Below are 22,259 nucleotides of genomic sequence, written 5' to 3' on the forward strand. Positions count from 1 at the left end.
ATAGCTTCTGATGAATGCGGCCCTGCAACTTGCCGGGATCAGGAAATCCTTTGACGGGGCTCTGGCTCTCGATGGCGCGTCCTTCGAGAGCCGCTCCGGCGAGGTCCATGCCCTGCTCGGCGAAAACGGCGCCGGCAAATCGTCGCTGATGAACGTCGCCGCCGGTCTCTACGCGCCGGATGCTGGATCGATCTCCATCAATGGTGCACCGATCTCGCTGAGCGGACCCGCTTCGGCCCGCTCTCACGGGATCGGCATGGTGCACCAACACTTCAAGCTGGTCAGACCTTTCACCGTGGCCGAGAACGTGCTGCTCGCCAATCCGAAGGCCCATTTTGCTTCCGGCCTGCGCGACATCCGCGACGCCATCAAGAAGCAGGTCGATGCGCTCAAATTCTCCATCGATCCCGATCGCCGCATCGACACCATGACGGTGGCCGAGCAGCAGCAGGCCGAGATCGTCAAGGTGCTGGTCGGCGGCGCCAGGATCCTGATCCTCGACGAGCCGACCGCGGTGCTGACCGACGCCGAAGCTATCGGCCTGCTCGAGATCGTGCAGCGGCTGGCCCGATCCGGCACCGCGGTCGTGCTGGTGACGCACAAGCTGCAGGACGTGAAGCGCTACGCCGATGTCGTGACCATCATGCGCGGCGGCAAGACAGTCGCGACCCTCGATCCGCGCCATTCGACCGCGGAAGAATTGACCGAGCTCACGGTGGGCCAGACCTCGGCGCTCCCGGAGCGAACGCCGCACCAGGGTGGTCCGACCCGGCTCAATGTCGGCGCCCTCACCTATACGCGCGCCGACGGCCGCACCATGCTGAACAACACGAGCTTCTATGTCCGCGCCGGCGAGATCTACGGCATCGCCGGCGTCAGCGGCAACGGCCAGGCCGAGCTTGCGGAAGCGCTGATCGGCGCGATCGAGCCCTCCTTGGGCGAGATCTGGGTCGATGGCGCCGGCGACATCAGTCGTGCCGGCCAGGCCAAGCGGCGCGAAGCTGCGATCGCCGTGATCCCCGCCGACCGCTATGCCTATGCGCTCGCCGGCAGCCTGCCGATCCAGGACAATCTCGCGGTGGCGCAGATCCGCTCCGGGCGCTACGGCAGCGTTGTCAGGCTCGATCGTGCCGCGATGCGCCGCGACGCCATCGCGGCGGTGAAGGACTACGATGTGCAGGGCGTGCGCAGCGTCAAGCAGAAGGCCTCGCTGCTGTCCGGCGGAAATGCGCAGAAGCTCGTTATCGCCCGCGAATTCAGCCGCGAGCCTGATGTCGTGGTCGCGCACAGCCCGAGCCGCGGGCTCGATGCGCGCGCCTGTGCCGCTGTGCACCAGCGCCTGATCGCGGCGCGCGAACGCGGCGCCGCCATCGTGCTGATCAGTGAGGACCTCGACGAGATATTAAGCCTCTCCGACCGCATCGGAGTGATGACCCGCGGCGCGATCGTCGCCGAATTCGAACGCCCTGCGGACCGCCAGGCGATTGGCCGGGCCATGGTCGACCATGCATGACATCTTGCGCCGAGCCGAACCATTGACCCCCGCACCCCCGCGCGGCCTCGGCCGCCTCACGCTCGACGTGCGCCAGAACCTGCCGGCATGGAAACAGGCGGTGTTCGTCGGATCATCGCTGATCCTCGGCCTCGCGATCTCGGTCGCGATCCTCGCGGTGGCCGGCATCCCGCCGCTGACGCTCGCGAGCGAACTTGCCGGCGTGCTCACGGCGGAGAACCTGCGCGGCGTCCTGATCCAGGCTGCGCCGCTGATCCTGGTCGGCTTAGGGGCCAGCCTCGCCTTCCGCATCGGCTTCTGGAATCTCGGCATTGAAGGCCAGATGATCTTCGGCGGCATCTTTGCCGCCGCGATCTCGATCTATGACATCGGCCCGCCGGCCACGCGGCTGATCCTGATGGGAATGGCTGCAGCGCTCGGCGGCGCGCTCTGGGTGCTGCTGGTCGTGTTCCTCAAGCTGCGCTTCCGGGTCAACGAGATCATCGCGACGCTGCTGCTCAATTACGTGGCGATATATTTCCTGTTCCACCTGCTCTACGGCGCCTGGCAGGACTCCAAAACCGCGTTTCCACAATCGACCCCGTTCCGTCCCTTCGAGCGGCTGACCGATATCGGTTATGGCGTCAACAGCGGATTATTGATCGCGATCGCGGGCGTGCTCGCGGCCGGCTGGATGATCCATCTCAGCCGCATCGGCTTCTACACCCGCTTCATCAGCGCCAATCCGAAAATGGCGAAAGTCGTCGGCGTTCCCGTACAGACGGCGACGATCTGGATCATCGCGATCTCCGGCGCCTGCTCAGGTCTTGCCGGCTTCGTCAATGTCGCCAGCCAGGAAGGCCGGCTCACGCAATCCTTCGCCAACGGCTACGTGTTCTCCGGCGTGCTGATCGCGTTCCTCTCGCGCAACGATCCGATCGTGGTCGCTGTCGTTGGCTTCCTGATCGCGGTGCTCTTCATCACCGGCCAGACGCTGCAGGTATTCTACCAGATCCCCTTCACCATGGTGCAGATGATCGAGGCGATCATCGTCATGGCGGTCGCGTCGTCGGAATTCCTGATCCGCCACCGCATCCGCTGGATACGTTGAGAGGACCACTGTGATTGATTTCCTCATCAACTGGCTGGCCAACGCTCCCGTCACGGCGGTCCCCTACGCGCTTGCGGCGCTCGGCCTGATCATCGCCGAGCGTTCCGGCGTATTGAACCTCACCGCGGAGGGCTTGATGCTGGTCGGCGCGCTCGCCGGCGCCGGCACCTGCCTCATGCTCGGCGGCTATCCGGCGGTGGCGCTGGTTGCCGCGATGGTGGCGGCGAGCGTGGTCTCGCTGCTGTTCGCGGTGCTGGTGGTGGTGCTGCGCATCAACCAGGTGATCGCGGGCCTGTCAGTCGTGTTCTTCTGCCAGGGCTTTACAGGCCTCGTCGGCACGCTGGCGAAATGGCAGAACAAGCAACTGACGGGGCTGGCTCCGCTGAAGATCTGGCCGCTCTCGGAAATCCCCGGCATCGGGCGGATATTGTTCCAGCAGGATCCGATCGTCTATCTCACCATCCTCATCTTCTTCGCCGTCAACTTCCTCTTGTTCCGTACCATGCTGGGCTTGCGGATTCGTTCCGTCGGCGAGAACCCGGGCGCTGCAGACGCCGCCGGCGTCAACGTCACGCTGCATCGGATCTTTGCGATCGTCGCCGGCTCCTCACTGATTGGCCTCGCCGGCGGCTACATCTCGGTCGTCAGCGTCAAGCTGTGGGTGACCGGGATGACCGGCGGCCGCGGCTGGATCGCGGTGGCGCTGGTCGTGTTCGCGCGCTGGGCGCCGTGGCCCGCGCTCGCAGGCGCGCTTCTGTTCGGCTGCATCGAGGCGCTGATCCCGCAGATCGCGGCGGCTGGCATCCGCGTGCCGCAATATCTGATGCTGATGACGCCATATCTTGCGACCATCGCCGTCATGATCTGGGTCGGCACCAAGGATTCCGGCATCACGCAGGAGCCCGGCGCGCTGGGCCAGCCGCATGTGCGCGAGGAGCGGCGGTAGCCGTCTCGCGCCTGTCTTTCCACGTCATTGCGAGCGTAGCGAAGCAATCCATGTCTCCACAAGCGGTGAGATGGATTGCTTCGCTGCGCTCGCAATGACGGCGGGCGTCAATATCCAGCAGTTTCCAGCGCGTGTGAGATCATGTTCGGCGACAGCGGCACGTGGTGAAACTTCAGCGTACCGAATGGACGCAGCGCGTCCTCCACGCCTGATGCGACGACAGCGCCGACCGCGATGCAGCCGGCCTCGCCGACGCCCTTGACGCCGAGCGGATTCAGCGGCGTCGGCGTCTCCAGGTGCAGGATCGAGACATTGGGAATCTCGGTCGCGTAAGGCACCAGGAAATCCATCAGGCTGGCATTGGCGAGATTGCCGTCGGCCTGGTAGTCGAGATGTTCATAGAGCGCACCGCCGATCCCCTGCGCGATGCCGCCGAGCACCTGCCCCTCCACGATCATCGGATTGATCATGTTGCCGCAATCGTGGATGCAGACGTACTTCCTGATCTTCACGGTGCACAGGCCCGGGTCGACCTCGATGATCGCGCCGTGCACGCCATAGGCCCAGGTGGATTGGGATGGACTGTAATAGTCGGTGGCCTCCAGTCCCGGCGCCTGGCCGTCCGCGAGCGGCGGCCCGTCATGCTTGCTCGCCGGCGCGAACTGCGTTGCCGCCTGCGCCGCCTTGTTGAAGGCGTAACGCAGCGGATTGCTCGCGGTCGCGATCGCCGCCAGCGGCGCAAAGCGGTTCGAGCCTTTCACCCAGGCCGCAGAATCGCGCAGCTCGATCTGGTCGGGGTCGACGTCGAGCATGTTGGCAGCGGCTTCGATCACCTTCTTGCGCACGGTGAGCGCGGTCTTGTGGATCGCGTTGCCGCTGACAACGGCGGCGCGGCTGGCAAAGGTCGCCACGCCCCAGTCGAACGCCTTGGTGTCGCCCTCGACCACGATAACGTCCTGCGGACTGACGCCGAGCTGATCGGCGACGATCTGCGCGAACACCGTGTCGTGCCCCTGCCCCTGCGTGCTGAGGCCGGTGTTGACGTAGACCTTGCCGGTGATCGGGTGGATCTTGACGTGGCCTCCCTCGTAAGGACCGAGCCCCGTGCCCTCGACGTAGCAGGCGAGCCCGAGCCCGAGATAACGTCCCTCGGCGCGCGCCTTCGCCTGCTCGGCGGCGAAACTTTCCGTGCCAAGCTCGGCTGCGGCCATCGCCAGCGCCTTGCCATACTGGCCGCTGTCGAGCGTCACCTTGAGCCCGTCGGCGAACAGCAGCCCCTCGCGCTCATAGGGAAATTCCTTCTCGGCGATCAAGTTGCGGCGGCGGATCTCGAAACGGTCGAGCCCGAGTTCCTCGGCGAGCTGATCCATCGCGCGCTCGATCGCAAAGCACGCCTGCGGCCGGCCGCAGCCGCGATAGGGCGTCACCTGCACCGTCGGCGTATAGACCGCCTTGAACTCCACGAAGATGTTGGGGATGCGGTACGGCCCCGCGATCGAGGTGGAGGCGACCTGCGCCACCGCGATGCCATAGGGAATGAAGGCGCCGGTGTCGTGCAGGAAGAAATCGCGCAGGCCGATCACTTCACCGGTCCTGAGCGCGGCGAGCTCGATCGTGTGGATCTGCGTCCGCTCCTGCGAGGAACCCAGGAAGTTCTCGCGGCGATCCTCGATATATTTCACGGGGCGCCCGAGCCGCATCGCCGCCATCGGCACCAGGAGTTCGTCCGGATAGAACAGCAGCACCTTCTGCCCGAAGCCGCCGCCGACGTCAGGCGCGATGACGCGGACCTTGTCCTCATCGAGCTCGAACACGGATGCAAGCCCGCCGCGCACCGAGATCGGCGCCTGTGTGCCGTCCCACACTGTGAGTTCACCGGATACCGCATCCCAGCGCGCCGCGACCGCGCGGCACTCCATCGGGGCCGCCGTCGAGCGATCGACTTGCACGGTGATCTTGGTAGTGTGCTCGGCACGGGCAAAGGCGTCGTCCGGATTGCCGCTGATCTGGATGAAATGCGCCGCCAGATTGTTCGGCACGTCGGCATGCACAAGCGGCGTGTCGTCGGTCAGCGCCTTCGCCAGGTCCATCTCGACTGGCAGTGGTTCGTACTCGACCTCGATCAGTGCTGCAGCATCTTCGGCGGTATAGCGATCGACGGCGACCACCATTGCCACGGTCTGCCCGACATAGTGGACATCGCCGCGCGCTAGCGGACGCTGGGTCTTCGGATTCTTCATCGAGGGATGCGGAATCAATAGCGGCATCTCGACATCGAGAGTGCCGATATCGTCGCTGGTATAGATAGCCGCGACGCCCGGATGGCACTTCGCTGCCGATGCGTCGATGGAGACGATCCGCGCCCGCGCATGCGGGCTGCGCAGGAAAGCGACGTGCAGCGCGTCCGGCAGCGGAATGTCGTCGACGAAGGCCCCCTCGCCCCGCAGCAGCTTGGGATCGATGTTGCGCTCGACGCGCGCTCCGAACTGGCGTGTCGACATCAGGCCCGTCCGAGCAGCTCAGCGGCACGGCGCACCGCGGCGATGATGTTGAGATAGCCAGTGCAACGGCAGAGATTGCCCGAGAGCAAATCCCTGATGCCTTCGTCGGTGAGATCAAGCTTTCCCGGCTCCTCGAAGCGGGCGACGATGTTCATCACCATGCCGGGCGTGCAATAGCCGCATTGCAGGCCATGGCACTCCTTGAACGCCTGCTGCACCGGATGCAGCGTGCCGTCAGCCGATGCGACCGACTCGATGGTGCGGATATCGTAACCATTCGCCTGCACCGCCAACGTCAGGCAGGAGCGGCCGGCCCTGCCGTTAAGGAGCACCGTGCAGCAGCCGCAGACGCCGTGCTCACAGCCGACATGGGTGCCGGTCAGCCTCAGCTCGTGCCGCAGGAAGTCGCTCAGCAGCAAGCGGACGCTGACGCTGCGACTGACGGCCTCGCCGTTGACCGTCATCGACACGTCGACCTCGGCATCGGCGGAGCGGTCCGGAATCGCGGCCTTCATCGTTCGCGCCATCAGGCGGTCTCCATCTGCGTGGCACGTTGCGCGGCTGTCGTCACGATCCTGCGGATCAGCGTGCCGAGCGCCCTGCGGCGATAGGTTTGGGACACATGTATCTCGTCGGGCTGTGTCACGGCCGCACCGGAGGCCGCCACCGCGGCGTCGAGATCGGACGCACCGAGCGCGGTGCCTGTGAGGATATTCTCCGCCTCCTTCAAGCGCACTGGCGTATCCGCGATGCCGCACGCCGCAAGCTGCACGCGCGACGCATGGCCGCGATCGTCAAGCGACAGCACGCAGCCGACGCCGGCAATTGCGTAGTCGCCGTGACGCCGGGTCACCTCGTCGAAGGCCCATCCGGCGCCTTTCGGCAGCACCGGAAAGCGCGCCTCGGTGATGATCTCGTCCCGCTCTCGGGCCGTGGTGAGGAACGACTGAAAGAAATCCTCGGCCGCAATCTCGCGCCACCCCGACGGCCCCTGCGCGATCACGGAGCCGCCGAGCAGCACCAGCAGCATCGGCATTTCGGCGGAGGGATCGGCGTGGCAAAGGCTGCCAACCACCGTGCCGCGGTTGCGGATCGGCACATGGGCAACATGCTGCATGACCTCAGCGACCAGCGGATTGACGCCCGCGACGCCCGCATCGAGTTCGAATTCGCGGTGGCGGGTCATCGCCTTCACGACAATGACGTCGGCGCCGACCTCGATGCCGCGGAGATCAGCCACATGCTGGATATCCACCAGCGTGGATGGATTAGCGGCACGAAAATTCATCGCGGGCAACAATGTCTGCCCGCCGGCGAGCACGACCGCGTCGGGATCGCCGGCCAGAATGCTGATTACCGCTTCGATTGATGCTGGCGCCTGATAGCCAAAGATGGAGGGCTTCATCTGATCTCTTCAGCTCGCCAAAACTGCGGTCAGGATAGGTGGCGCGAAAATGCTGTCAACGAAGTGAAATGAGCACCATTTGCCCACAAATGAAGCATCGATCTGGCCCCCGCGATTGAATCGCGGTCGCGAGATCAGTCACAGCGTGCGGGCGTGCGCGGCAACCGCCTTCATAAATAGTGCAACGAGCTCATCCGGCTGCGAGAGCTGCGGCGCGTGGTCGCTGTCGAGGCCGTAGACTTCGAGGCACGGCGACAATTCCTGCATCTTCCGCTGCAGTGGCAGGTGCACCGAGCGATCCTCGCGCGCCTCGATATAGACGCGCGGCACGGTGCCGAAGCGCTCGCCCGACAGCTTCAGTTGCGAGCGGCGGCCGCCTTCAGGCTGCGGCGTCAGGCGACGCGCGGCGGCCTCCGCCAACTCGCGATCCGCCTTCTGGTAGAACACCTCGACCGCGGAGGCCGGATCGATACGCGACAAGAGACCTGCCTCATCATAGGTGACACGCGCATGCGCGCCGCGCATCCATGGCTCCAGATAGCGCTCGTAGAACTGCAGCACGGACATCCCGTCAGGCAGCATGAACGCACAGAGGAAGATCGCGAGCGCGATCCGTTCCGGGCGCAATTCGCAGGCCTGCGCGGCCGCGGTGCCGCCCATGCTGTGCCCGACCATGATGATCGGACCTTCGGTCGTGTCGATGATGTCGACAACATGCGCGGCGTAGCGCTCGAGATTGACCTCCTCGGGCGGTAGCGGGTTGTGGCCGTTGCCCGGCAGGTCGACGGCAACAGCCCCGTGCCCGAGCGCCTTCAGGCGCGGGACGATGGTCTCCCAGGCCCAGGCGCCCTGCCAGGCGCCGTGGATCAGGATGAAGGTGTAGCGCGGGGTTGGAGCGGTCATGGCGGCGACGACAGACTACTTGTAGGTCCGCTTGTACATCGCGCGCATATGCTCCTCGACCGTTACAGGGGGGTATTTCGGCTGTTCATCCGGTGCAAGGCAGGTCGGGATGCATTCGACCTTGTGGGCGTAATTGCCGGTGTAGAAGAACGGCACCGAATAGCGCTCGTGGCCTGATACGTTGACCACGCGATGCAGCGTCGAGCGGTATTTGTCGTTGGTCCAGCGCGCGATCATGTCGCCGAGATTGACGACATAGGTGCCGGGCACCGGGTCGGCGTGGATCCAGCCGCCGGTGGCCTGGTCCCAGACCTGCAGGCCGCCGATATCGCCCTGGCGCAACAGCGTCAGCCCGCCGAAATCGGTGTGCGCGCCGGCGCCCTTCTGATCCGGATTGCCGCCAGCAGGCTGCGGCGGATAGTGCAGCAGCCGCACAGTCGCCATCGCGTCAGTGCAATAGCCTTTGAAATAATCCTCAGGAAGATCGAGCGACAGCGCGATGCCGCCCATCATGCGGGCCGACAGATCCAGCATCACGTTGAGATAGGCTTCCATCACCGGCTTGAAGTTCGGCCGCGACGATGGCCACTGGTTGGCGCCATGATTGAACATGCCGGCGAGCACGCGCGGATCATCAGGCGCATGCTCAGGCCCGACATAATAGCCCTCCTTCAGATCGGGCGGCGCACCGGGCTCCAACGTCTGGCCCTGCAGCGGCTCGTAACCGCGATTGGCCTTCGAGCGTGACTTGTCAACCTCGGCCTTTGTCTCGGGCGATAGATCGAAGAACGCAGCAGCCTCGGCGAAGACGTCGGCGACGAGCTTTTCATCGACGTCATGGTTCGAGATATAAAAGAAGCCGTTGTACAGACAGGCGGCGCGCAGCTTGGCGGCAACCGCTTTGCGATCCGACAGGTTTGGCGACGACAGGCCGGAGATATCGATCACCGGCAGACTGGACTGCGAAACCCGTGCCGCTTCGAGCATGTTGGTTACCCTCCTTCGCGCGGCCGCCTCACGACCATGAAGCGCTTCCCTCGTCCGCTTCTAGGTAGCGCGGCGAGCGCGATCACGCGCGCTGAAAGTTTCGGCAAAAATTGGCGCTTTCGGCTCAAAAAAGCATCCGAAGGCGAATCGGATTACACGACAGAGATGCAACGGAGCCCTTCATATTCGCACGTGAGGGCCGACTGATCTTGTGATGACCGCAGGGGCGGAATCTTGTAGTGGGAGTTAACGCTTCGCTGGCTCTCTGTCGTCGCGAGCGGGAAGTCCCCGGGAACCGTTCGGCAGCACGGCCGTTGTGTTCCCAACCAAACAAGAAAAGGAGCAAGCCGTGAACATGCGTAGGATTTTCTTGATGGCCGCCGCCACAGCGCTGACGATATCGGCATCCCTACCTGTTCGAGCCGCGCCCATGACGCCGTCCCCCGTGGCACAAGAGTCTTCGGTACAGCAGGTGCAATACCGTCGCTACCATGGTGGTCCCGGATACCGCCACTACGGTTACCGCGGCGGGTATGGACATGGACGTGGATACGGAACCGGCGCCGCGGTGCTTGGCGGACTCGCCGCCGGCGCCATCATCGGCGGTGCCATTGCATCCAGCCAGGCACAGGCGGCAAACGCCCAAGCTTACTGCGCGCAGCGCTTCCGCTCCTATGATCCCGCCTCAGGCACCTATCTCGGCACCGACGGCTACCGTCATCCCTGCCCGTAACGAGTCCTAGCCGAGCGCAAGCGTCATTCTGGGATGCGTGCGCAGCACGCAGCCCGGTATCTCCCTGCCTACGACGGAAAGTCGGCCGGCTTCACCTCCAGCCGATCGGCGTGCAGGGTCCAATCACGAACCCCGTGTATCTCGCAGAATTTCTGCTTGGCGGCGTCTACTGCTTGCGCGTCGTCCGGCACGTCGAGATCCACCGTGCATTGGCAGACATCGCCGACCTGGCCGTTCTCACCGAGCACATTTTTGTAGAATCGGGCAATGAAGCGCGCCATCCGCGTAGCTCCTCTTTTCCTCTGCTAGCTGAACCAGCCCGCGAGGCCCCGCGTTGATCTCGCGCAAGTCGAATAGGCGATGAGCTGATTTGAAATTGCAACGCAGATCTCCACCCAAGAGCGGAACCATCGGACGCGGTCTTCCATGCCCAAACTTTCCGCAGCAGCGCCAAAGCGCGATGTGATTTTCGGAAAATTGCGTTGGATCAGGACGGTTTGCGATCCGCTCGGGTGGAACGCAGCAGCCCCTCCTTCGCTTCCTCATCCGCCAACAGCTTGAGAACGACGTCGCGCTCCGCCTCGCTGATGTGCGGATCGTTCAGCTTCTTCCTGAACAGCGCGAGATTCTGATTGTGAATGAATTTCTCCACGGGACCAACCTCCATCCGCGGAATTCGAGCATCACAACAATTGTTGCGTCTTACCGCATGGAGGTCTGAGAGACCAGACGATTTCGAGCGACGCTTAGCCACACTGCATCACATGCACATCACTCCTCGAATGCCGGCGAGGCCGGCGCATCAGGGGAATCGCGTTCGACCGGCTCATTCTCGCCGAGCGGCTCATCGCGCTCGACATCAACCTGATCCTGATCGATCAAGCCGGGCGCTTCATCGGCCTGATCAGCCGGTTCGGCGCCCCGCTTCCGAGGAACAGCGGACATCATTGTCTCCCGCAGAGACGCGTGAGAACACGTTATGCGTCAAGATCGGCGGGCATCGCCCGCGGATCATCCAACCAGATGCCTTTCGATTTCGCCGACAGGATGCTTGGTGAGATCCTTGTCGAACTCGGCCAGGATATGCCGTTTCACGTCAGCATGAAAGGCAACTCGAAGCTCTGCCAGGGTTCGCGGCGGGGCCACGACGACGAGGGCCTTTGCCTTGCCGCTGCGGATGACCTGCTCGGCGGCGGCCGCCACCTGTCGCGCGAACCGATGCTCTTCGAGATCATGCCAGTCTACCGGCTCGACCGTACTTCGCTGCCCCGAACCGGGCTTCCTCGTGCGTCCGGGCCGCTCGCTGCCCTGATCATGGGTCGAGGAATTTTGCTGCTCAAAGACCTGCTCGGTCTTCAGATTGGGGAATTTCTCATCGCCTTCGTTGCGGAGGAACAGCGCTTTCCGCCCGTCGCCCACGAATACGATGGCGTCATGCGGAATCTTGAGTTTAGCCATGATGAACCTCCGGTACCTGTCTTCAATCTGCCGAACGGCGCGGAACGAGGCCGTAGCCGCGCACAATTCAACAACGACGACAGGCTATCTCGGAGCTTTTCTCCGCCGTTTGTTCTGGATCAAACCATCCGGATAGATCGCGCGCCATATGACGGTACCGGCCGTGGGGGCATTTCGCCTCCGCGGGCCCAAAACCTTGCGTTAGATCAAATCGTCCGATTCCAGATCTTCGACAAAGAGCGGATGAGACATTTCATCTTCGTCTGCCCCAATACCCATCTCAACGTTCAGCACAGCCTGGACGAGGATGATAATACCGATCAGAACGAATTCACGGCGGTAAGCTGCCCTGCCTGCACGCGACTGCATTTTCTCAGCCGCAAGACCGGCCAACTACTGGGCGCGGATTCAACCCCGAAAAGCTAGCCGTCATTCTAAGGATGCGAGCGCCGCACGGAATTGTTCAGGCTGCGGGCAGATGCGTCAGATACTCATAGACAGCGCGAAGGTCTTCATCTTCCATCCTGCCGATCGGCTGCCACGGCATCCGATTGCCGAGGGTGTGACCGTTCGGATCGACACCAGTGCGCATGGTGGCGACGAATTCCTGGAATTTCCACTCCTTGACGACATTGAGATCGGGCCCTAGCGGGGCGAGCTGGCCGGGTTTGCCACCGGTCAGATCTTTGCCATGGCATTCGCGGCAGTCCTGATACGAGATGAGATATTCGCCGTATCGTGACGTGGGGCCTTTTGGTGGCGCGGTCACATGGTCTGTTGAGACGGGCTTGCCTGCTGGCAGCATGCCAGCGCCCAACATCGCGATGCCCAGCATCGTGAGACGATCGGCCGGATTTCTCGTCTTTTCTCCTGCAGCAGGCAGACTGCGGAGATAGGCAATCACCGCTTTGGTGTCCGCGTCGCTCAGCTTTCCGGCGTTGGTGTAGGACATGATGACCAGCCAATCCCCTTCGGGAGCGACCCCGTTGCGAATGGCGCGGAAAATATCGCCGTCCGACCACCGGCTTAATTGCCCGACCGGTGTGAGGTTGGCGGCTATAAACGAACCGATCGGCAACGAGATATCCTTACCGAGATCCGCGCCGCCGGTGAGCGTGTCGGTCCTGGTATGGCAGCCGCTGCAAAAGCTGTCCGCGATCGTCTGGCCGCGCCGGATTTGCTCCGCGGTCCCTGCAACCTTCACGTCCACGCTTGGCGCGCTGCGCGCGTGCAGCTTGAACAGCCCGATGGTCAGCAGCACGCTGATCGAGAAAGCAATGACGGAAGCCAAAGCCGCCAAACCTGCTCCGCCCCATTTGACAATTGGTTTCTTCGATCGCCAGTTACGAATACCTGAGCATGCCAGCAATCCCGCTATGACGATCAACGCCGCAGGCTCGAGCCATTCGAACATTCTGTATTGCCCCCAAATCAATGCGTTCGACGATGAAATGTCGACCGCTGCAGACGCTATGGGGCGCGCGATACGAAATAATTTCGAGACCGGCCTATCGCGTTACAGGTGTAACGTGCACGGCATCGCGGTTGAGCCAGCGCCTCCCGTTGCGTCGCACCTATGCCGCGATCAAAGCTTGCGCGATATCCGCGATCAGATCGGAAGGATGCTCGATGCCAACAGACAACCGGATCGTGGAGTCGAGCACGCCTATCCTTTGACGGATGTCGGACGGGACGCCCGAGTGGGTCATGGTTGCGGGATGGCTTGCAAGCGACTCGGTGCCGCCCAGGCTCACCGCCAGTTTCAGGATTTTTAGCGCATTCAGGAATTTGAAAGCAGCCGTCTGGCCGCCGACAATATCGAATGAAAACGTGGAGCCTGCTCCGCTGCATTGCCTCGCGAACAGACGGCCGGCCGCGGAATCCTCGGCGTGGTGGGCAAGATAATGGACGCGCTCCACTTTGGGATGATCGCGCAGATAATCCGCCACAAGGTGCGCATTTCTGTCAGCCTTTTCCATCCGCAGGCTCAGGGTTTCGAGCGACCGGCTGATCATCCAGCAGGAATGGGCATCCAGTTGGGTGCCGATGGCGCCTCGCAACGCCCTGATGTCCTTCATCAGGGCCTTTGAGCCGAGCGCAGCACCGGCGATCAGGTCGGAATGGCCTCCGACATATTTGGTCAGCGAGTACAGGGAGAGATCAGCACCATGCTCGATCGGCCGCTGAAACAACGGCCCGAGCAGCGTATTGTCGCATGCGACGATCGGCGTGTGGCCCTGGACCTCGCCGATCAGCTCGGCGATACGGCGGATCATCGCGATATCGACCAGGCCATTGGTGGGATTTGCCGGGGTTTCGATGAAGATCATCGTCACTCGGCCCCTGCGCATGGCGTCCTCCGCCGCGTGCCTGACCGCGGCCTCATCGAGGCCATCGGCGAAGCCCACGGCACCGATGGAGAGCTTCGCAAGCGTGTTCGCAAACAGCGTTTCCGTCCCGCCATACAGCGGTTGGGAATGCAGGATCACATCGCCAGGGCGTGCGAAGGCCAGGATCGTCGTCGAAATCGCCGCCATGCCGGACGAGAACAGCGCGCAGTTCTCGGTGCGCTCATAGACGGCGAGCCTGTCCTCCACGATCTCACTGTTGGGATGATTGAACCGCGAGTAGACCAGGCCCGCGCCCATCCCCTCCGGCGGTTCGCGCCGGCCCGCGACGAAATCGAAGAAGTCCTTGCCGTCTTCCGCCGTCTTGAAGACGAAGGTCGAGGTCAGGAAGACCGGGGGTTTGACGGCTCCCTCCGACAATTGCGGATCATAGCCGTAGTTCAGCATCAGCGTTTCCGGGTGCAGGGTGTGGTTGCCAATGCGCGTCTTCGTCGGTTTCACCATGGCTCGCTCCTTTGGGGGAACACCTTACCCGGCGCCTGTCTACGGCGGTATGAAGTCTCCTATGGCTATAACGCCAGAATGGCCAGATCGAGCCCGTCGATGCGGGCATAATTCGGCGGATGGCACAATCGAAAGCCATCCGCCCTCGTTCTGATCATCAGAACTCAGCGAGCCGTGAATCCGCCATCGATCGGAAGCGCAACGCCGGTCACGAACGAAGCTTCATCCGATGCCAGCCAAAGTGCCGCATGCGCGACTTCCTCCGCCTTGCAGAGCCGTCCCATCGGCACGGACGCGAGCAGGCGCGCCTGATTGGCGGCGGCCTCGGCAGGATCACCCGAACGCCCCGTGAATCCAGTCTTCATGGGCGTATCTGCAAGCCCGGGGCAAACGGCGTTGACGCGCACATTGTCCGCGGCAAAGCGTTGCGCCAACGACTTGGTCAGCCCGACCACCGCGAATTTCGCCGCTGAATAGACCGGGCTGAACATCGAGCCGACCAGTCCCGAGACGGATGCCGTGAAGATCAGCGATCCACCGCCCCGCTTGCGCATATGCCCAATCACTTCGCCCGCTGCCAAGGTGGCGGACGTGACGTTGAGCGCCATCGCGGCTTCATAGGCCGCCAGATCGAGATTCTCCACGCCGGCCGGGCCGGGAATTCCGGCATGAGCCCACATCACGTCGATGCCGCCCAATAGCGCCGCCGCATCGTTCACCGACCGTCGCGTTTCTTCCGGCCGTGACAGATCCGCCTGAAGCGTTTCGATGGTGTAGCCCTTGGCACGCATGTCCGCGGAGAGCTGTGCCAGCGCATCGCGGTTGATATCGACGGCGACGACCTTGGCCCCTTCCCTCAGGAAGACCTCGACACCGGCACGTCCCATCCCGGATGCGGCGGCCGTTACCACCGCGAGCTTGTTTGCCAAACGCATGATCGTCTTCTCTTCTTGTTGGATTTAACGAGAGGTGCTGTGCTTGATTTTAGTTGGCATAGGCGTTCGGAAAACGCCCGGTCGTGCTGACCACCGTGGTGCGGGTTTCGAGATAGGAATCGAGCGCTTCGATACCGTTCTCTCGGCCCCACCCGCTGCCCTTGAAACCGCCATAAGGCGTCGACCAGCGAATGAAGCGATAGGTGTTCACCCACACCATGCCGGCGCGAATCCGGCTGGAGACGCGATGGCCGCGTCCGATGTCCTGGGTCCAGAGGCCGGCCGTCAGTCCGTATGCCGTGTCGTTCGCGATCGCGATCGCCTGCTCCTCATCGTCGAACGGAATCAGCGCGGCCACGGGGCCAAAAATCTCCTCGCGGGCGATCCGCATCTCGTTGGAGACGTTGGCAAAGACAGTTGGCTGGACGAAGTAGCCGTCGCCATGCACGCCGCCGCTCAGCCGGCTTCCGCCGGTCACCAGTTCAGCGCCGTCGGCCCGTCCGATATCGATATAGGACAGTGTCTTGGCGAGTTGCTCCTCGTGCGCCTGGGGGCCCATATGCGTGGCTTCATCCAGCGGAGGACCGACCCGCACCTGAGCCGCGCGGCGCGCAAATTCTGCGACGACCTGATCGTAGATCGGCCTCTGAACCAGGACCCGCGAGCCGAGCGCACAGCTCTGTCCGCACAGCGTCCATGCGGAATTGGTGGCCGCGTTCAGCGCCTGTTCGAGATCGGCGTCAGCGAAAATGATATGGGGCGACTTGCCGCCAAGCTCGAAAGTGAAGCGCTTCATCGTGTCGGCGCCCGCACGCAGAATGACCTTCGCCGTCGCGCCCTCGCCGGTGAATGCGATCTTGTCGACGCCCGGATGGGTGACGAGCCGCTCACCAGCGCCATCCTTCCCATATCCGGGAACGATGTTGACTACCCCAGGCGGAAACCCGGCTTCGTCAAACAATTTTCCGAGTTCAAGCGAGGTGACCGGCGTCTGCTCTGCCGGCTTCAACACGACAGTGCAACCTGCCGCGAGTGCCGGACCGAGCTTCCATGCCGCAGCCATGAGCGGCACGTTCCATGGCGTAATCGCGCCGACCACGCCGACCGGCACGCGGGTCGTAAATGCGTGCACGCTGTCGTCGAATGGAATGGTGCGGCCGGCATGCTTGTCCGCCAATGATGCCCACCAGTGATAGCCATAGGTGTGGCCGCCAATATCGGCACGTGACTCCCGCAGCGCGCGGCCGGAATCCGTTGTTTCCAGAACCGCAAGATCAGCGGCGCGCTTCGCATAGAGGTCAGCGAACTTGCGCAGCAGTGCGGCGCGCTCGTGCCCGGGCATGCGCCCCCAAGGACCGTTCAGTGCTTGTCGCGCCGCCGCGACGGCGCGGTCGATATCACCGGGGCCGCCGAAGGCGACGCGAGCCCAGGGGCGTCCCGTAGATGGATCGATGCTTTCGAGAAAACCGCCGTCTTCAGGCGCGCCCCACGAGCCGCCAATATAGAGATGATCGTAGCGGATGAGACGATCGGATTTCAGCACGGATTGATCCTCCACAGGTCAACGCAAAATCTCGGAGCAGCCCCGCCATGCGGCTCGCCGCAAGGCAGGCGCGGCTCTCGCTTGAATTTCCGGCTCGCTCGCGTTCGACCGAGCCGGACACTCACTTCACAAGGGGGCAACCGCCGTCCTTGAGCGGACGGAATGCCGCTTCGGCAGGAATGGTCGAAACGATCTTGTAGTAGTCGTAGGGCTTCTTCGATTCGCTGGGCGTCTTGACCTGGATCAGCATCATGTCGTGAAGAACGCGACCGTCCTCGCGCAGCGACGTCTTTCCGAACAGAGGATCGTCAAACGTGCCCAGCTCGCGCATCGCCTTGACGACGGCGGCGCCATCACGCGGCGATCCCACCTTTGCGACGGCGGTCAGATAGGCCAGCGTCGCGGAATATGCTCCAGCCTGGTTCATCGACGGATAGCGCCCGTTGTTCCGAGCCGCGAAGCGCTCGCCAAAGCTCCTCGTCTTGTCGTTCAGGTCCCAATAGAACGCGGTGGTCAGTTGGAGGCCTTGCGCCGTCTTCAGGCCAAGCGAGTGAATGTCCGAGATGAACAGCAGCATCCCTGCGAGCTTCTGCCCGCCCTCAATGATGCCGAATTCGGAGGCCTGCTTGATCGCCTTGATCGTATCGCCACCGGCATTGGCGAGCGCGATGATCTCGGCGCGCGACGCCTGCGCCTGAAGCAGGAAGGACGCGAAGTCGTTCGAATCAGTCGGGTGCTTGACGCTGCCGACGACCTTGCCACCGTTCGCGTTGACGACGGCGCTCGCATCGCGCTCCAGCGAATGCCCGAGGGCAAAGTCGGCCGTGACGAAGAACCAGGTCTTGCCGCCGGCCTTGGTGATGGCATCGGCGGTACCGTGCGACAACGCCCAGGTATCGTAGGTCCAGTGCACCGAATTCGGCGTGCAGGACTTGCCAGTCAGATCCGACGTGCCCGATGCGGTGAACAGCGCGACTTTGTTCAACTCCTGAACGAGGGGTGCGACGGCCAGCGAGATCGCGCTCGTCGGCAGGTCAACGACCGCATCGACATTCTCCGTGTCGAACCATTTGCGGGCGATGCCGCGCGCCACGTCCGGCTTGTTCAGCGCGTCGCCGCTGACAACCTCGATCTTGAACTTCTCCGAACCCGGCAGCTTGTTGAAATCCTCGACCGCCATCTTGGTCGCTTCGGCGGCCCCCATGCCCCCGATGTCCGAGAAGATGCCGGACATGTCGGCGAGCACGCCGAGCTTGACACTGGTCTGAGCCAAGGCGGCCGAGGCGGTCACCATGCAAACCGACGCCACCGCCGATGCAACCAAATTCCTGAATGCAGCCATGAAAGGTCCTCCCCCGTGGGCTTTCGCTGATGGTGGCAGCCCCAGCCTTCAACGAAATTCTTTATTGTGAATTCACAAGACACGTATATGAATTTCAAGTCAAGGCGTTTCGATCCGACCTCTGAGCCGAAGTCCACAGGACGCGCTGGCTCAAATTCCGGGACGAGCTTCCGGCTGAGCGGATGATGCTATGACCGTGGAGTCGCCAATCAGCGGCTGAGTAAGCGGGAGTTGTTGTTCGACGTGACGGAGCAACCAACCTTCGCGGAGAAAGATGCGGGTTTCGTATGTTGGTCAGGCAGGCTGCTAACGTTCTCGAGCTGCTGGAGTACTTTGCGCGCCGCAAACGACCGGCGACGCTGGCCGAGATCTCGGACGATCTGGGCTGGCCGCGCTCCAGCACCTTCAATCTTGTCGGCACGATTGTCGACAAGGGATGGCTCTACGAGACGCGAGCGCGAAGCGGCTACTATCCAAGCCCGCGCTGGCTGACGCTGGCGCGCGCCGTTGCGGACGCGGCGCCGCTTCCAGAAGTCGCCTATGCACTCGTGGCAGAAATTGCCAAGGAGACCGGAGAGACCACGGCGATCGCGGCCCTAGCGGGCACCTCTGCGATCTTCCTGCATGTCGAGGAATCCGGGCATTCGGTGCGCTACTTCGCTCAAGTGGGCGACCGGGTGCCGGTGTATGCAAGCTCGGTGGGAAGGGCCATCCTGGCGCAGCATTCTCCCGAAGAACGGCGGGCCATCTATCGCAAGATCAAGTTCGAGCCGTTTTCCGAAACCACGCCCGTGAGCGCCGACGCGGTGGAGGCTGAACTCGAGATCGCGGCCAAGCGCGGGTACCACCAGAGTTCGTCGGAGTACATTCCCGATCTGGCAGGCGTCGCGCTTTCCCTTCCGCTCAGTTCACGACAGCTCTCGATCGTCGTTGCCGGACCGACGTCTCGGTGCCTGGAACGAAGAGCACTGACGGCAGCAACGATGCAGCAAGCATTGCGCCGCTTCGCGTCCGAGCTGGAAAGTAATTGAGATTTACGGCCAAGGCTCAGTTCGTCCTGGCTTCGAGCGCCTCGCGTTCTCGCTTCACCTGGTCCTCGCTGACCGGCGCGGCCTTGCCCCAGTGGTTGCGGACATAGCTGGCGACAGCCGCGACCTGCACGTCGTTAAGCTGCCAGCCGAATGCCGGCATTACAGGGCCGGTCGGTTCGCGATCCGTCGCCACGCTCTGCGCGCCCTGCAGAATCACCCGCAACACTGTCGTGGGATCGCCCGTGTTGACGGTTGCGGCTTGCGAGAGATTCGGGATCAGGTTCGGAACTCCGGTGCCATCCGACTTATGGCATGCTGAACAGAGATCCTGATAGATCGCGCCGCCGGCCGCGAGCACTTTCTGGTCAGCAGACGAGTTGTCCGCCACGGGCTTTGGCCCGGTCACGTCCTTCAGGTAGGTCGCCATGGCCTTGACGTCCTCGTCGCTCAGCCTCGACGTCGAGAGGTCTACGACCTCGCCCATCAATCCCGCAGCCGCCGCAAAACGGTTATGGCCGGTCTTCAGATATTGCGCGAGATCTTCGACGGACCAGGTTGCAAGCGGCCCCTCCCCGCTGGTGATATCCGGCGCGACCCAGCCCTGCAGCGTGTAGCCCTGCAATAGCGCCGATGTCTTGTCGCCACCCAACCAGGTCTTGGGCGTGTGGCAGGCGCCGCAATGCCCTGGTCCCTGCACGAGATAGGCGCCTCGATTCCATTCCTTAGATTTCGAGGCATCCTCGCGAAACTCTCCCGGCGTGAAGTAGAGCTTGTCCCAGGCCATCATCGCCGTCCGGATATTCAAGGGGAATGGCAGCTTGTTGGAGACAACTGCGTTGTGAACGGGAGCGACGGTCGAGAGATAAGCGCGGATGTCCTTGACGTCCTCGCGCGACATCCGCGTGAAATACGGAAACGGCATGGCCGGATAGAGCCGCTTGCCGTCCCGGCGTATCCCTCGCCGTACCGCCGCGTCGAACTCCTCGTCGCTCCACGCGCCGATCCCGGTGTCCCGATCAGGCGTGATGTTTGGGGAAACCAGCACGCCGAACGGCGTCTCGATCGCTCGCCCACCGCTGAAGGGACGATCGCTTCCCGGGACCGTGTGGCAGCTTCCGCAGTCGGCGGCATTGAGGAGGTAGCGGCCGCGCTCCACCGCTGCGAAATCCTGCAAGCTCGCGCTTGTGGCCGCGGACCCGCCAACGACGAGCGCGATGCTCGCAAGCACGAACCGCAGCCTTCTAGCCATCGATCAACTGTCCCGGTTTCTTGAGATATTTTCCGCGGATCGCATCTGCTGCCCAGTAAGTCAGCGCCGCGACCGTGTCCGTCGGATTGTAGCCGGCGTTTTGCGGAAAGGCGCTCGCGCCCAGCACGAACAGGTTCGGCACGTCCCAGCTCTGCAAATAGCGGTTCAGCGCGCTGGTGCCGGGATCGGTGCCCATAATCGCACCGCCACACAGATGCGTCGTCTGGTACTTGGTGATGTCGTAGGGTGCCTTACGATATTCCTTCTGGACCTGCCGCGCGCCCATTGCCTGGAAGATTTCGGCGAACTTGTCGGTCAAGAACTTGTTCTGCTTGATCTCGTTGTCGTGGAAATCCATGGTGATTCGCGCCAGCGGTCGGCCGAAGCGATCCTTGTAGGTCGGATCGAGATCGACATAAACGTCGCGATAGCTGTACATGCTGCCATGCACGCCGGTTCCAGGCTTGAGCGCGCTGAGATAGTTCTCCTTCACTGCCTTCTTCCATTGCGCGCCCCATCGCGGCGTTCCCGGCGGCACCGGAGTGGTCTCGATCGGCCGACCGTTGGTCTGCACCTGCCCCATATAGCCGCCGCCGACGAAGCCATGCGGCCCGTGATCGAAATTGTCGCCGTTGAACTCGTCGATGCACATTCCGATCGCGCCGGAGGCGATGAAAGGATTGAAGATGAATTTGGCAGGGTCGAAGAAGCTGACGACGTCGGAGATCGTCTGGTGCGTGAAGTTGCGGCCGATCACGCCGGTGTTGGCTGCCGGATCGTAAGGCTTGCCGATCCCGGACAAGAGAAGCAGCTGCACATTGAAGATGGTGTAGGCCGATAGCACCACAAGATCGGCCGGCTGCTCCCATTCATTGCCGGTGGTATCGACAAAGGTGACACCGGTTGCGCGTTTGCCCGAACCGTCAAGGCTTATCCGCGTCACCTCGCTGTTGTCGCGCGCCGAAAAATTCGGCTTACGCATCAGCGCGGGCAGGATCGTGGTCTGCGGGGAGGCTTTCGAATAGTTGCCGCAGCCGAACCATTCGCAGAAACCGCAATACGTGCAGGGACCAAGCCGCACGCCGAGCGGGTTCTGATAGGGGCGCGACATGTTACCCGATGGCTGTGGGAATGGCTTGTAACCGAGGTCGCGGGCGGCCTTGGCAAACAGCGTGTAGCTGAACGGTTGGTCTTGCGGCGGATTTGGATAGGGCCTCGAGCGCGGCCCTTCGAAAGGATTGCCGCCGTCGATGATCTTGCCTTTGATGTTGCCGGCCTGGCCTGACGTGCCGCAGAGATACTCGAACCGGTCGTAATGCGGCTCGAGCTCGTCATAGGTCACACCCCAGTCCTGGATCGTCATGTCTTCGGGCAGGAAGCTCGCGCCATAGCGTTCCGTCAGATGCGTGCGCAATACGAAATCCGACGGCAGGAAACGCCAGGTCTCCGCGTTCCAGTGCACGCCTCCGCCGCCGACCCCGTTGGGCGGCATGAACGCACCCCAGCTACGGATCGGCAGCGCCGTCTGATTCATCTTGTTGCGGAAGGTGAAGGTGGTCTGGTCGGGACGCAGGAAGAGTTCGTGTCGAATCCGGAACCGCAGTTCGTCCGCCGCATAGCCCGGCGGAAAATCGGTGGCGGTGTTGCGCCAGGGTCCGCGCTCGATCGCAACCACATCGAGGCCTGCATCGGCAAGCTCGTAGGCCATGATCGACCCGGTCCAACCGAGGCCGACGATCACGACATCCTTTGGCGGCAGTTTGCGGGCCAT

22 protein-coding genes are annotated in these 22,259 nt (G+C 63.0%); 6 read left to right on the plus strand and 16 right to left on the minus strand.

What is annotated here, in order from left to right; genetic code table 11:
- Nucleotides 1-10 precede the first annotated feature (10 nt).
- The 3 genes from ACZIRK_RS18500 to ACZIRK_RS18510 are packed head-to-tail and all read left to right on the plus strand — an operon-like array spanning nt 11 to nt 3,549.
- On the plus strand, nt 11-1,513 hold the full coding sequence (locus tag ACZIRK_RS18500) for an ABC transporter ATP-binding protein (protein WP_130225645.1): 1,503 nt from the start codon (nt 11-13) through the stop codon (nt 1,511-1,513).
- 22 nt (nt 1,514-1,535) lie between these two features.
- Entirely contained in the window at nt 1,536-2,603 is a 1,068-nt protein-coding gene (locus ACZIRK_RS18505; RefSeq protein ID WP_463327882.1) for an ABC transporter permease, read from the plus strand.
- A 10-nt stretch (nt 2,604-2,613) separates the two neighbouring features.
- The gene (locus ACZIRK_RS18510; protein WP_207231011.1) at nt 2,614-3,549 is read left to right on the plus strand and encodes an ABC transporter permease; all 936 of its coding nucleotides are present in this window, start codon (nt 2,614-2,616) and stop codon (nt 3,547-3,549) included.
- 107 nt (nt 3,550-3,656) lie between these two features.
- Here ACZIRK_RS18510 and cutA read toward each other — a convergent pair whose 3' ends face one another.
- The 5 genes from cutA to ACZIRK_RS18535 form a co-directional block, all read right to left on the minus strand.
- Nucleotides 3,657-6,050, minus strand: coding sequence for an aerobic carbon-monoxide dehydrogenase large subunit (gene cutA / locus ACZIRK_RS18515; protein WP_130225647.1), 2,394 nt, complete (start codon nt 6,048-6,050; stop codon nt 3,657-3,659).
- Nucleotides 6,050-6,577: a (2Fe-2S)-binding protein gene (locus ACZIRK_RS18520; RefSeq protein ID WP_245474688.1), complete on the minus strand. Its 528-nt coding sequence runs from the start codon at nt 6,575-6,577 to the stop codon at nt 6,050-6,052. The genes cutA and ACZIRK_RS18520 overlap by 1 nt, the downstream gene beginning before the upstream one ends.
- On the minus strand, nt 6,577-7,455 hold the full coding sequence (locus ACZIRK_RS18525) for an FAD binding domain-containing protein (protein ID WP_463327883.1): 879 nt from the start codon (nt 7,453-7,455) through the stop codon (nt 6,577-6,579). Before ACZIRK_RS18525 ends, ACZIRK_RS18520 begins: the two co-directional genes overlap by 1 nt.
- A gap of 138 nt (nt 7,456-7,593) precedes the next feature.
- A complete protein-coding gene (locus ACZIRK_RS18530) occupies nt 7,594-8,358 on the minus strand; it encodes an alpha/beta fold hydrolase (protein WP_463327884.1) in 765 nt (254 codons plus the stop codon).
- 15 nt (nt 8,359-8,373) lie between these two features.
- Nucleotides 8,374-9,345, minus strand: a complete 972-nt coding sequence (locus tag ACZIRK_RS18535; protein WP_130225650.1) for an isopenicillin N synthase family dioxygenase — start codon at nt 9,343-9,345, stop codon at nt 8,374-8,376.
- 355 nt (nt 9,346-9,700) lie between these two features.
- Between ACZIRK_RS18535 and ACZIRK_RS18540 the strand changes: the two genes are divergently transcribed.
- Nucleotides 9,701-10,078 carry a BA14K family protein gene (locus tag ACZIRK_RS18540; protein ID WP_463327945.1) on the plus strand — a complete coding sequence of 126 codons (378 nt, stop codon included), beginning with the start codon at nt 9,701-9,703 and terminating at the stop codon, nt 10,076-10,078.
- Nucleotides 10,079-10,146: 68 nt separating this feature from the next.
- Here the strand turns inward: ACZIRK_RS18540 and ACZIRK_RS18545 are convergent, their stop codons facing one another.
- The 4 genes from ACZIRK_RS18545 to ACZIRK_RS18560 all read right to left on the minus strand — a co-directional run bounded on the left by ACZIRK_RS18545 (nt 10,147) and on the right by ACZIRK_RS18560 (nt 11,536).
- Nucleotides 10,147-10,359, minus strand: coding sequence for a hypothetical protein (locus ACZIRK_RS18545; protein ID WP_028163304.1), 213 nt, complete (start codon nt 10,357-10,359; stop codon nt 10,147-10,149).
- A gap of 206 nt (nt 10,360-10,565) precedes the next feature.
- Nucleotides 10,566-10,730 carry a hypothetical protein gene (locus tag ACZIRK_RS18550; RefSeq protein ID WP_165435189.1) on the minus strand — a complete coding sequence of 55 codons (165 nt, stop codon included), beginning with the start codon at nt 10,728-10,730 and terminating at the stop codon, nt 10,566-10,568.
- Nucleotides 10,731-10,849: 119 nt separating this feature from the next.
- Complete coding sequence (locus ACZIRK_RS18555) at nt 10,850-11,023, minus strand: hypothetical protein (protein WP_155255129.1); 174 nt, start codon at nt 11,021-11,023, stop codon at nt 10,850-10,852.
- A 66-nt stretch (nt 11,024-11,089) separates the two neighbouring features.
- Nucleotides 11,090-11,536: a baeRF12 domain-containing protein gene (locus ACZIRK_RS18560; RefSeq protein ID WP_130225652.1), complete on the minus strand. Its 447-nt coding sequence runs from the start codon at nt 11,534-11,536 to the stop codon at nt 11,090-11,092.
- Between ACZIRK_RS18560 and ACZIRK_RS18565 the strand changes: the two genes are divergently transcribed.
- Nucleotides 11,513-11,962, plus strand: a complete 450-nt coding sequence (locus tag ACZIRK_RS18565) for a hypothetical protein (protein ID WP_245474689.1) — start codon at nt 11,513-11,515, stop codon at nt 11,960-11,962. The genes ACZIRK_RS18560 and ACZIRK_RS18565 overlap by 24 nt on opposite strands.
- A gap of 37 nt (nt 11,963-11,999) precedes the next feature.
- On the opposite strand, the gene ACZIRK_RS18570 is transcribed toward ACZIRK_RS18565, so the two are convergent.
- The 5 genes from ACZIRK_RS18570 to ACZIRK_RS18590 form a co-directional block, all read right to left on the minus strand.
- Nucleotides 12,000-12,950 carry a c-type cytochrome gene (locus ACZIRK_RS18570; protein ID WP_130225653.1) on the minus strand — a complete coding sequence of 317 codons (951 nt, stop codon included), beginning with the start codon at nt 12,948-12,950 and terminating at the stop codon, nt 12,000-12,002.
- A gap of 160 nt (nt 12,951-13,110) precedes the next feature.
- Nucleotides 13,111-14,388: a cystathionine gamma-synthase family protein gene (locus tag ACZIRK_RS18575; protein WP_130225654.1), complete on the minus strand. Its 1,278-nt coding sequence runs from the start codon at nt 14,386-14,388 to the stop codon at nt 13,111-13,113.
- Nucleotides 14,389-14,552: 164 nt separating this feature from the next.
- Nucleotides 14,553-15,323, minus strand: coding sequence for an SDR family NAD(P)-dependent oxidoreductase (locus ACZIRK_RS18580; protein WP_130225655.1), 771 nt, complete (start codon nt 15,321-15,323; stop codon nt 14,553-14,555).
- Between the two features lie 49 nt (nt 15,324-15,372).
- Nucleotides 15,373-16,866, minus strand: coding sequence for an aldehyde dehydrogenase (locus ACZIRK_RS18585; RefSeq protein WP_207231012.1), 1,494 nt, complete (start codon nt 16,864-16,866; stop codon nt 15,373-15,375).
- Between the two features lie 121 nt (nt 16,867-16,987).
- Nucleotides 16,988-18,208: an ABC transporter substrate-binding protein gene (locus tag ACZIRK_RS18590; RefSeq protein ID WP_130225657.1), complete on the minus strand. Its 1,221-nt coding sequence runs from the start codon at nt 18,206-18,208 to the stop codon at nt 16,988-16,990.
- Between the two features lie 287 nt (nt 18,209-18,495).
- On the opposite strand from ACZIRK_RS18590, the gene ACZIRK_RS18595 reads away from it, so the two are divergent.
- Complete coding sequence (locus ACZIRK_RS18595; protein WP_130225658.1) at nt 18,496-19,239, plus strand: IclR family transcriptional regulator; 744 nt, start codon at nt 18,496-18,498, stop codon at nt 19,237-19,239.
- Between the two features lie 16 nt (nt 19,240-19,255).
- On the opposite strand, the gene ACZIRK_RS18600 is transcribed toward ACZIRK_RS18595, so the two are convergent.
- Complete coding sequence (locus ACZIRK_RS18600) at nt 19,256-20,488, minus strand: c-type cytochrome (RefSeq protein WP_130225659.1); 1,233 nt, start codon at nt 20,486-20,488, stop codon at nt 19,256-19,258.
- Nucleotides 20,481-22,259: a GMC family oxidoreductase gene (locus ACZIRK_RS18605; RefSeq protein ID WP_130225660.1), complete on the minus strand. Its 1,779-nt coding sequence runs from the start codon at nt 22,257-22,259 to the stop codon at nt 20,481-20,483. The genes ACZIRK_RS18600 and ACZIRK_RS18605 overlap by 8 nt, the downstream gene beginning before the upstream one ends.

The sequence above is a fragment of the Bradyrhizobium sp. Leo114 genome, from assembly GCF_055229415.2.

Coding starts and splice junctions, on each gene's coding strand:
- ACZIRK_RS18500 (WP_130225645.1), top strand. CDS start 11: ATGAATGCGGCCCTGCAACTTGCCGGGATCAGGAAATCCTTTGACGGG.
- cutA (WP_130225647.1), bottom strand. CDS start 6,050: ATGTCGACACGCCAGTTCGGAGCGCGCGTCGAGCGCAACATCGATCCC.
- ACZIRK_RS18520 (WP_245474688.1), bottom strand. CDS start 6,577: ATGGCGCGAACGATGAAGGCCGCGATTCCGGACCGCTCCGCCGATGCC.
- ACZIRK_RS18525 (WP_463327883.1), bottom strand. CDS start 7,455: ATGAAGCCCTCCATCTTTGGCTATCAGGCGCCAGCATCAATCGAAGCG.
- ACZIRK_RS18530 (WP_463327884.1), bottom strand. CDS start 8,358: ATGACCGCTCCAACCCCGCGCTACACCTTCATCCTGATCCACGGCGCC.
- ACZIRK_RS18535 (WP_130225650.1), bottom strand. CDS start 9,345: ATGCTCGAAGCGGCACGGGTTTCGCAGTCCAGTCTGCCGGTGATCGAT.
- ACZIRK_RS18540 (WP_463327945.1), top strand. CDS start 9,701: ATGCGTAGGATTTTCTTGATGGCCGCCGCCACAGCGCTGACGATATCG.
- ACZIRK_RS18545 (WP_028163304.1), bottom strand. CDS start 10,359: ATGGCGCGCTTCATTGCCCGATTCTACAAAAATGTGCTCGGTGAGAAC.
- ACZIRK_RS18555 (WP_155255129.1), bottom strand. CDS start 11,023: ATGTCCGCTGTTCCTCGGAAGCGGGGCGCCGAACCGGCTGATCAGGCC.
- ACZIRK_RS18565 (WP_245474689.1), top strand. CDS start 11,513: ATGCGGAATCTTGAGTTTAGCCATGATGAACCTCCGGTACCTGTCTTC.
- ACZIRK_RS18560 (WP_130225652.1), bottom strand. CDS start 11,536: ATGGCTAAACTCAAGATTCCGCATGACGCCATCGTATTCGTGGGCGAC.
- ACZIRK_RS18570 (WP_130225653.1), bottom strand. CDS start 12,950: ATGTTCGAATGGCTCGAGCCTGCGGCGTTGATCGTCATAGCGGGATTG.
- ACZIRK_RS18575 (WP_130225654.1), bottom strand. CDS start 14,388: ATGGTGAAACCGACGAAGACGCGCATTGGCAACCACACCCTGCACCCG.
- ACZIRK_RS18580 (WP_130225655.1), bottom strand. CDS start 15,323: ATGCGTTTGGCAAACAAGCTCGCGGTGGTAACGGCCGCCGCATCCGGG.
- ACZIRK_RS18590 (WP_130225657.1), bottom strand. CDS start 18,208: ATGGCTGCATTCAGGAATTTGGTTGCATCGGCGGTGGCGTCGGTTTGC.
- ACZIRK_RS18595 (WP_130225658.1), top strand. CDS start 18,496: ATGTTGGTCAGGCAGGCTGCTAACGTTCTCGAGCTGCTGGAGTACTTT.
- ACZIRK_RS18600 (WP_130225659.1), bottom strand. CDS start 20,488: ATGGCTAGAAGGCTGCGGTTCGTGCTTGCGAGCATCGCGCTCGTCGTT.
- ACZIRK_RS18605 (WP_130225660.1), bottom strand. CDS start 22,259: ATGGCCCGCAAACTGCCGCCAAAGGATGTCGTGATCGTCGGCCTCGGT.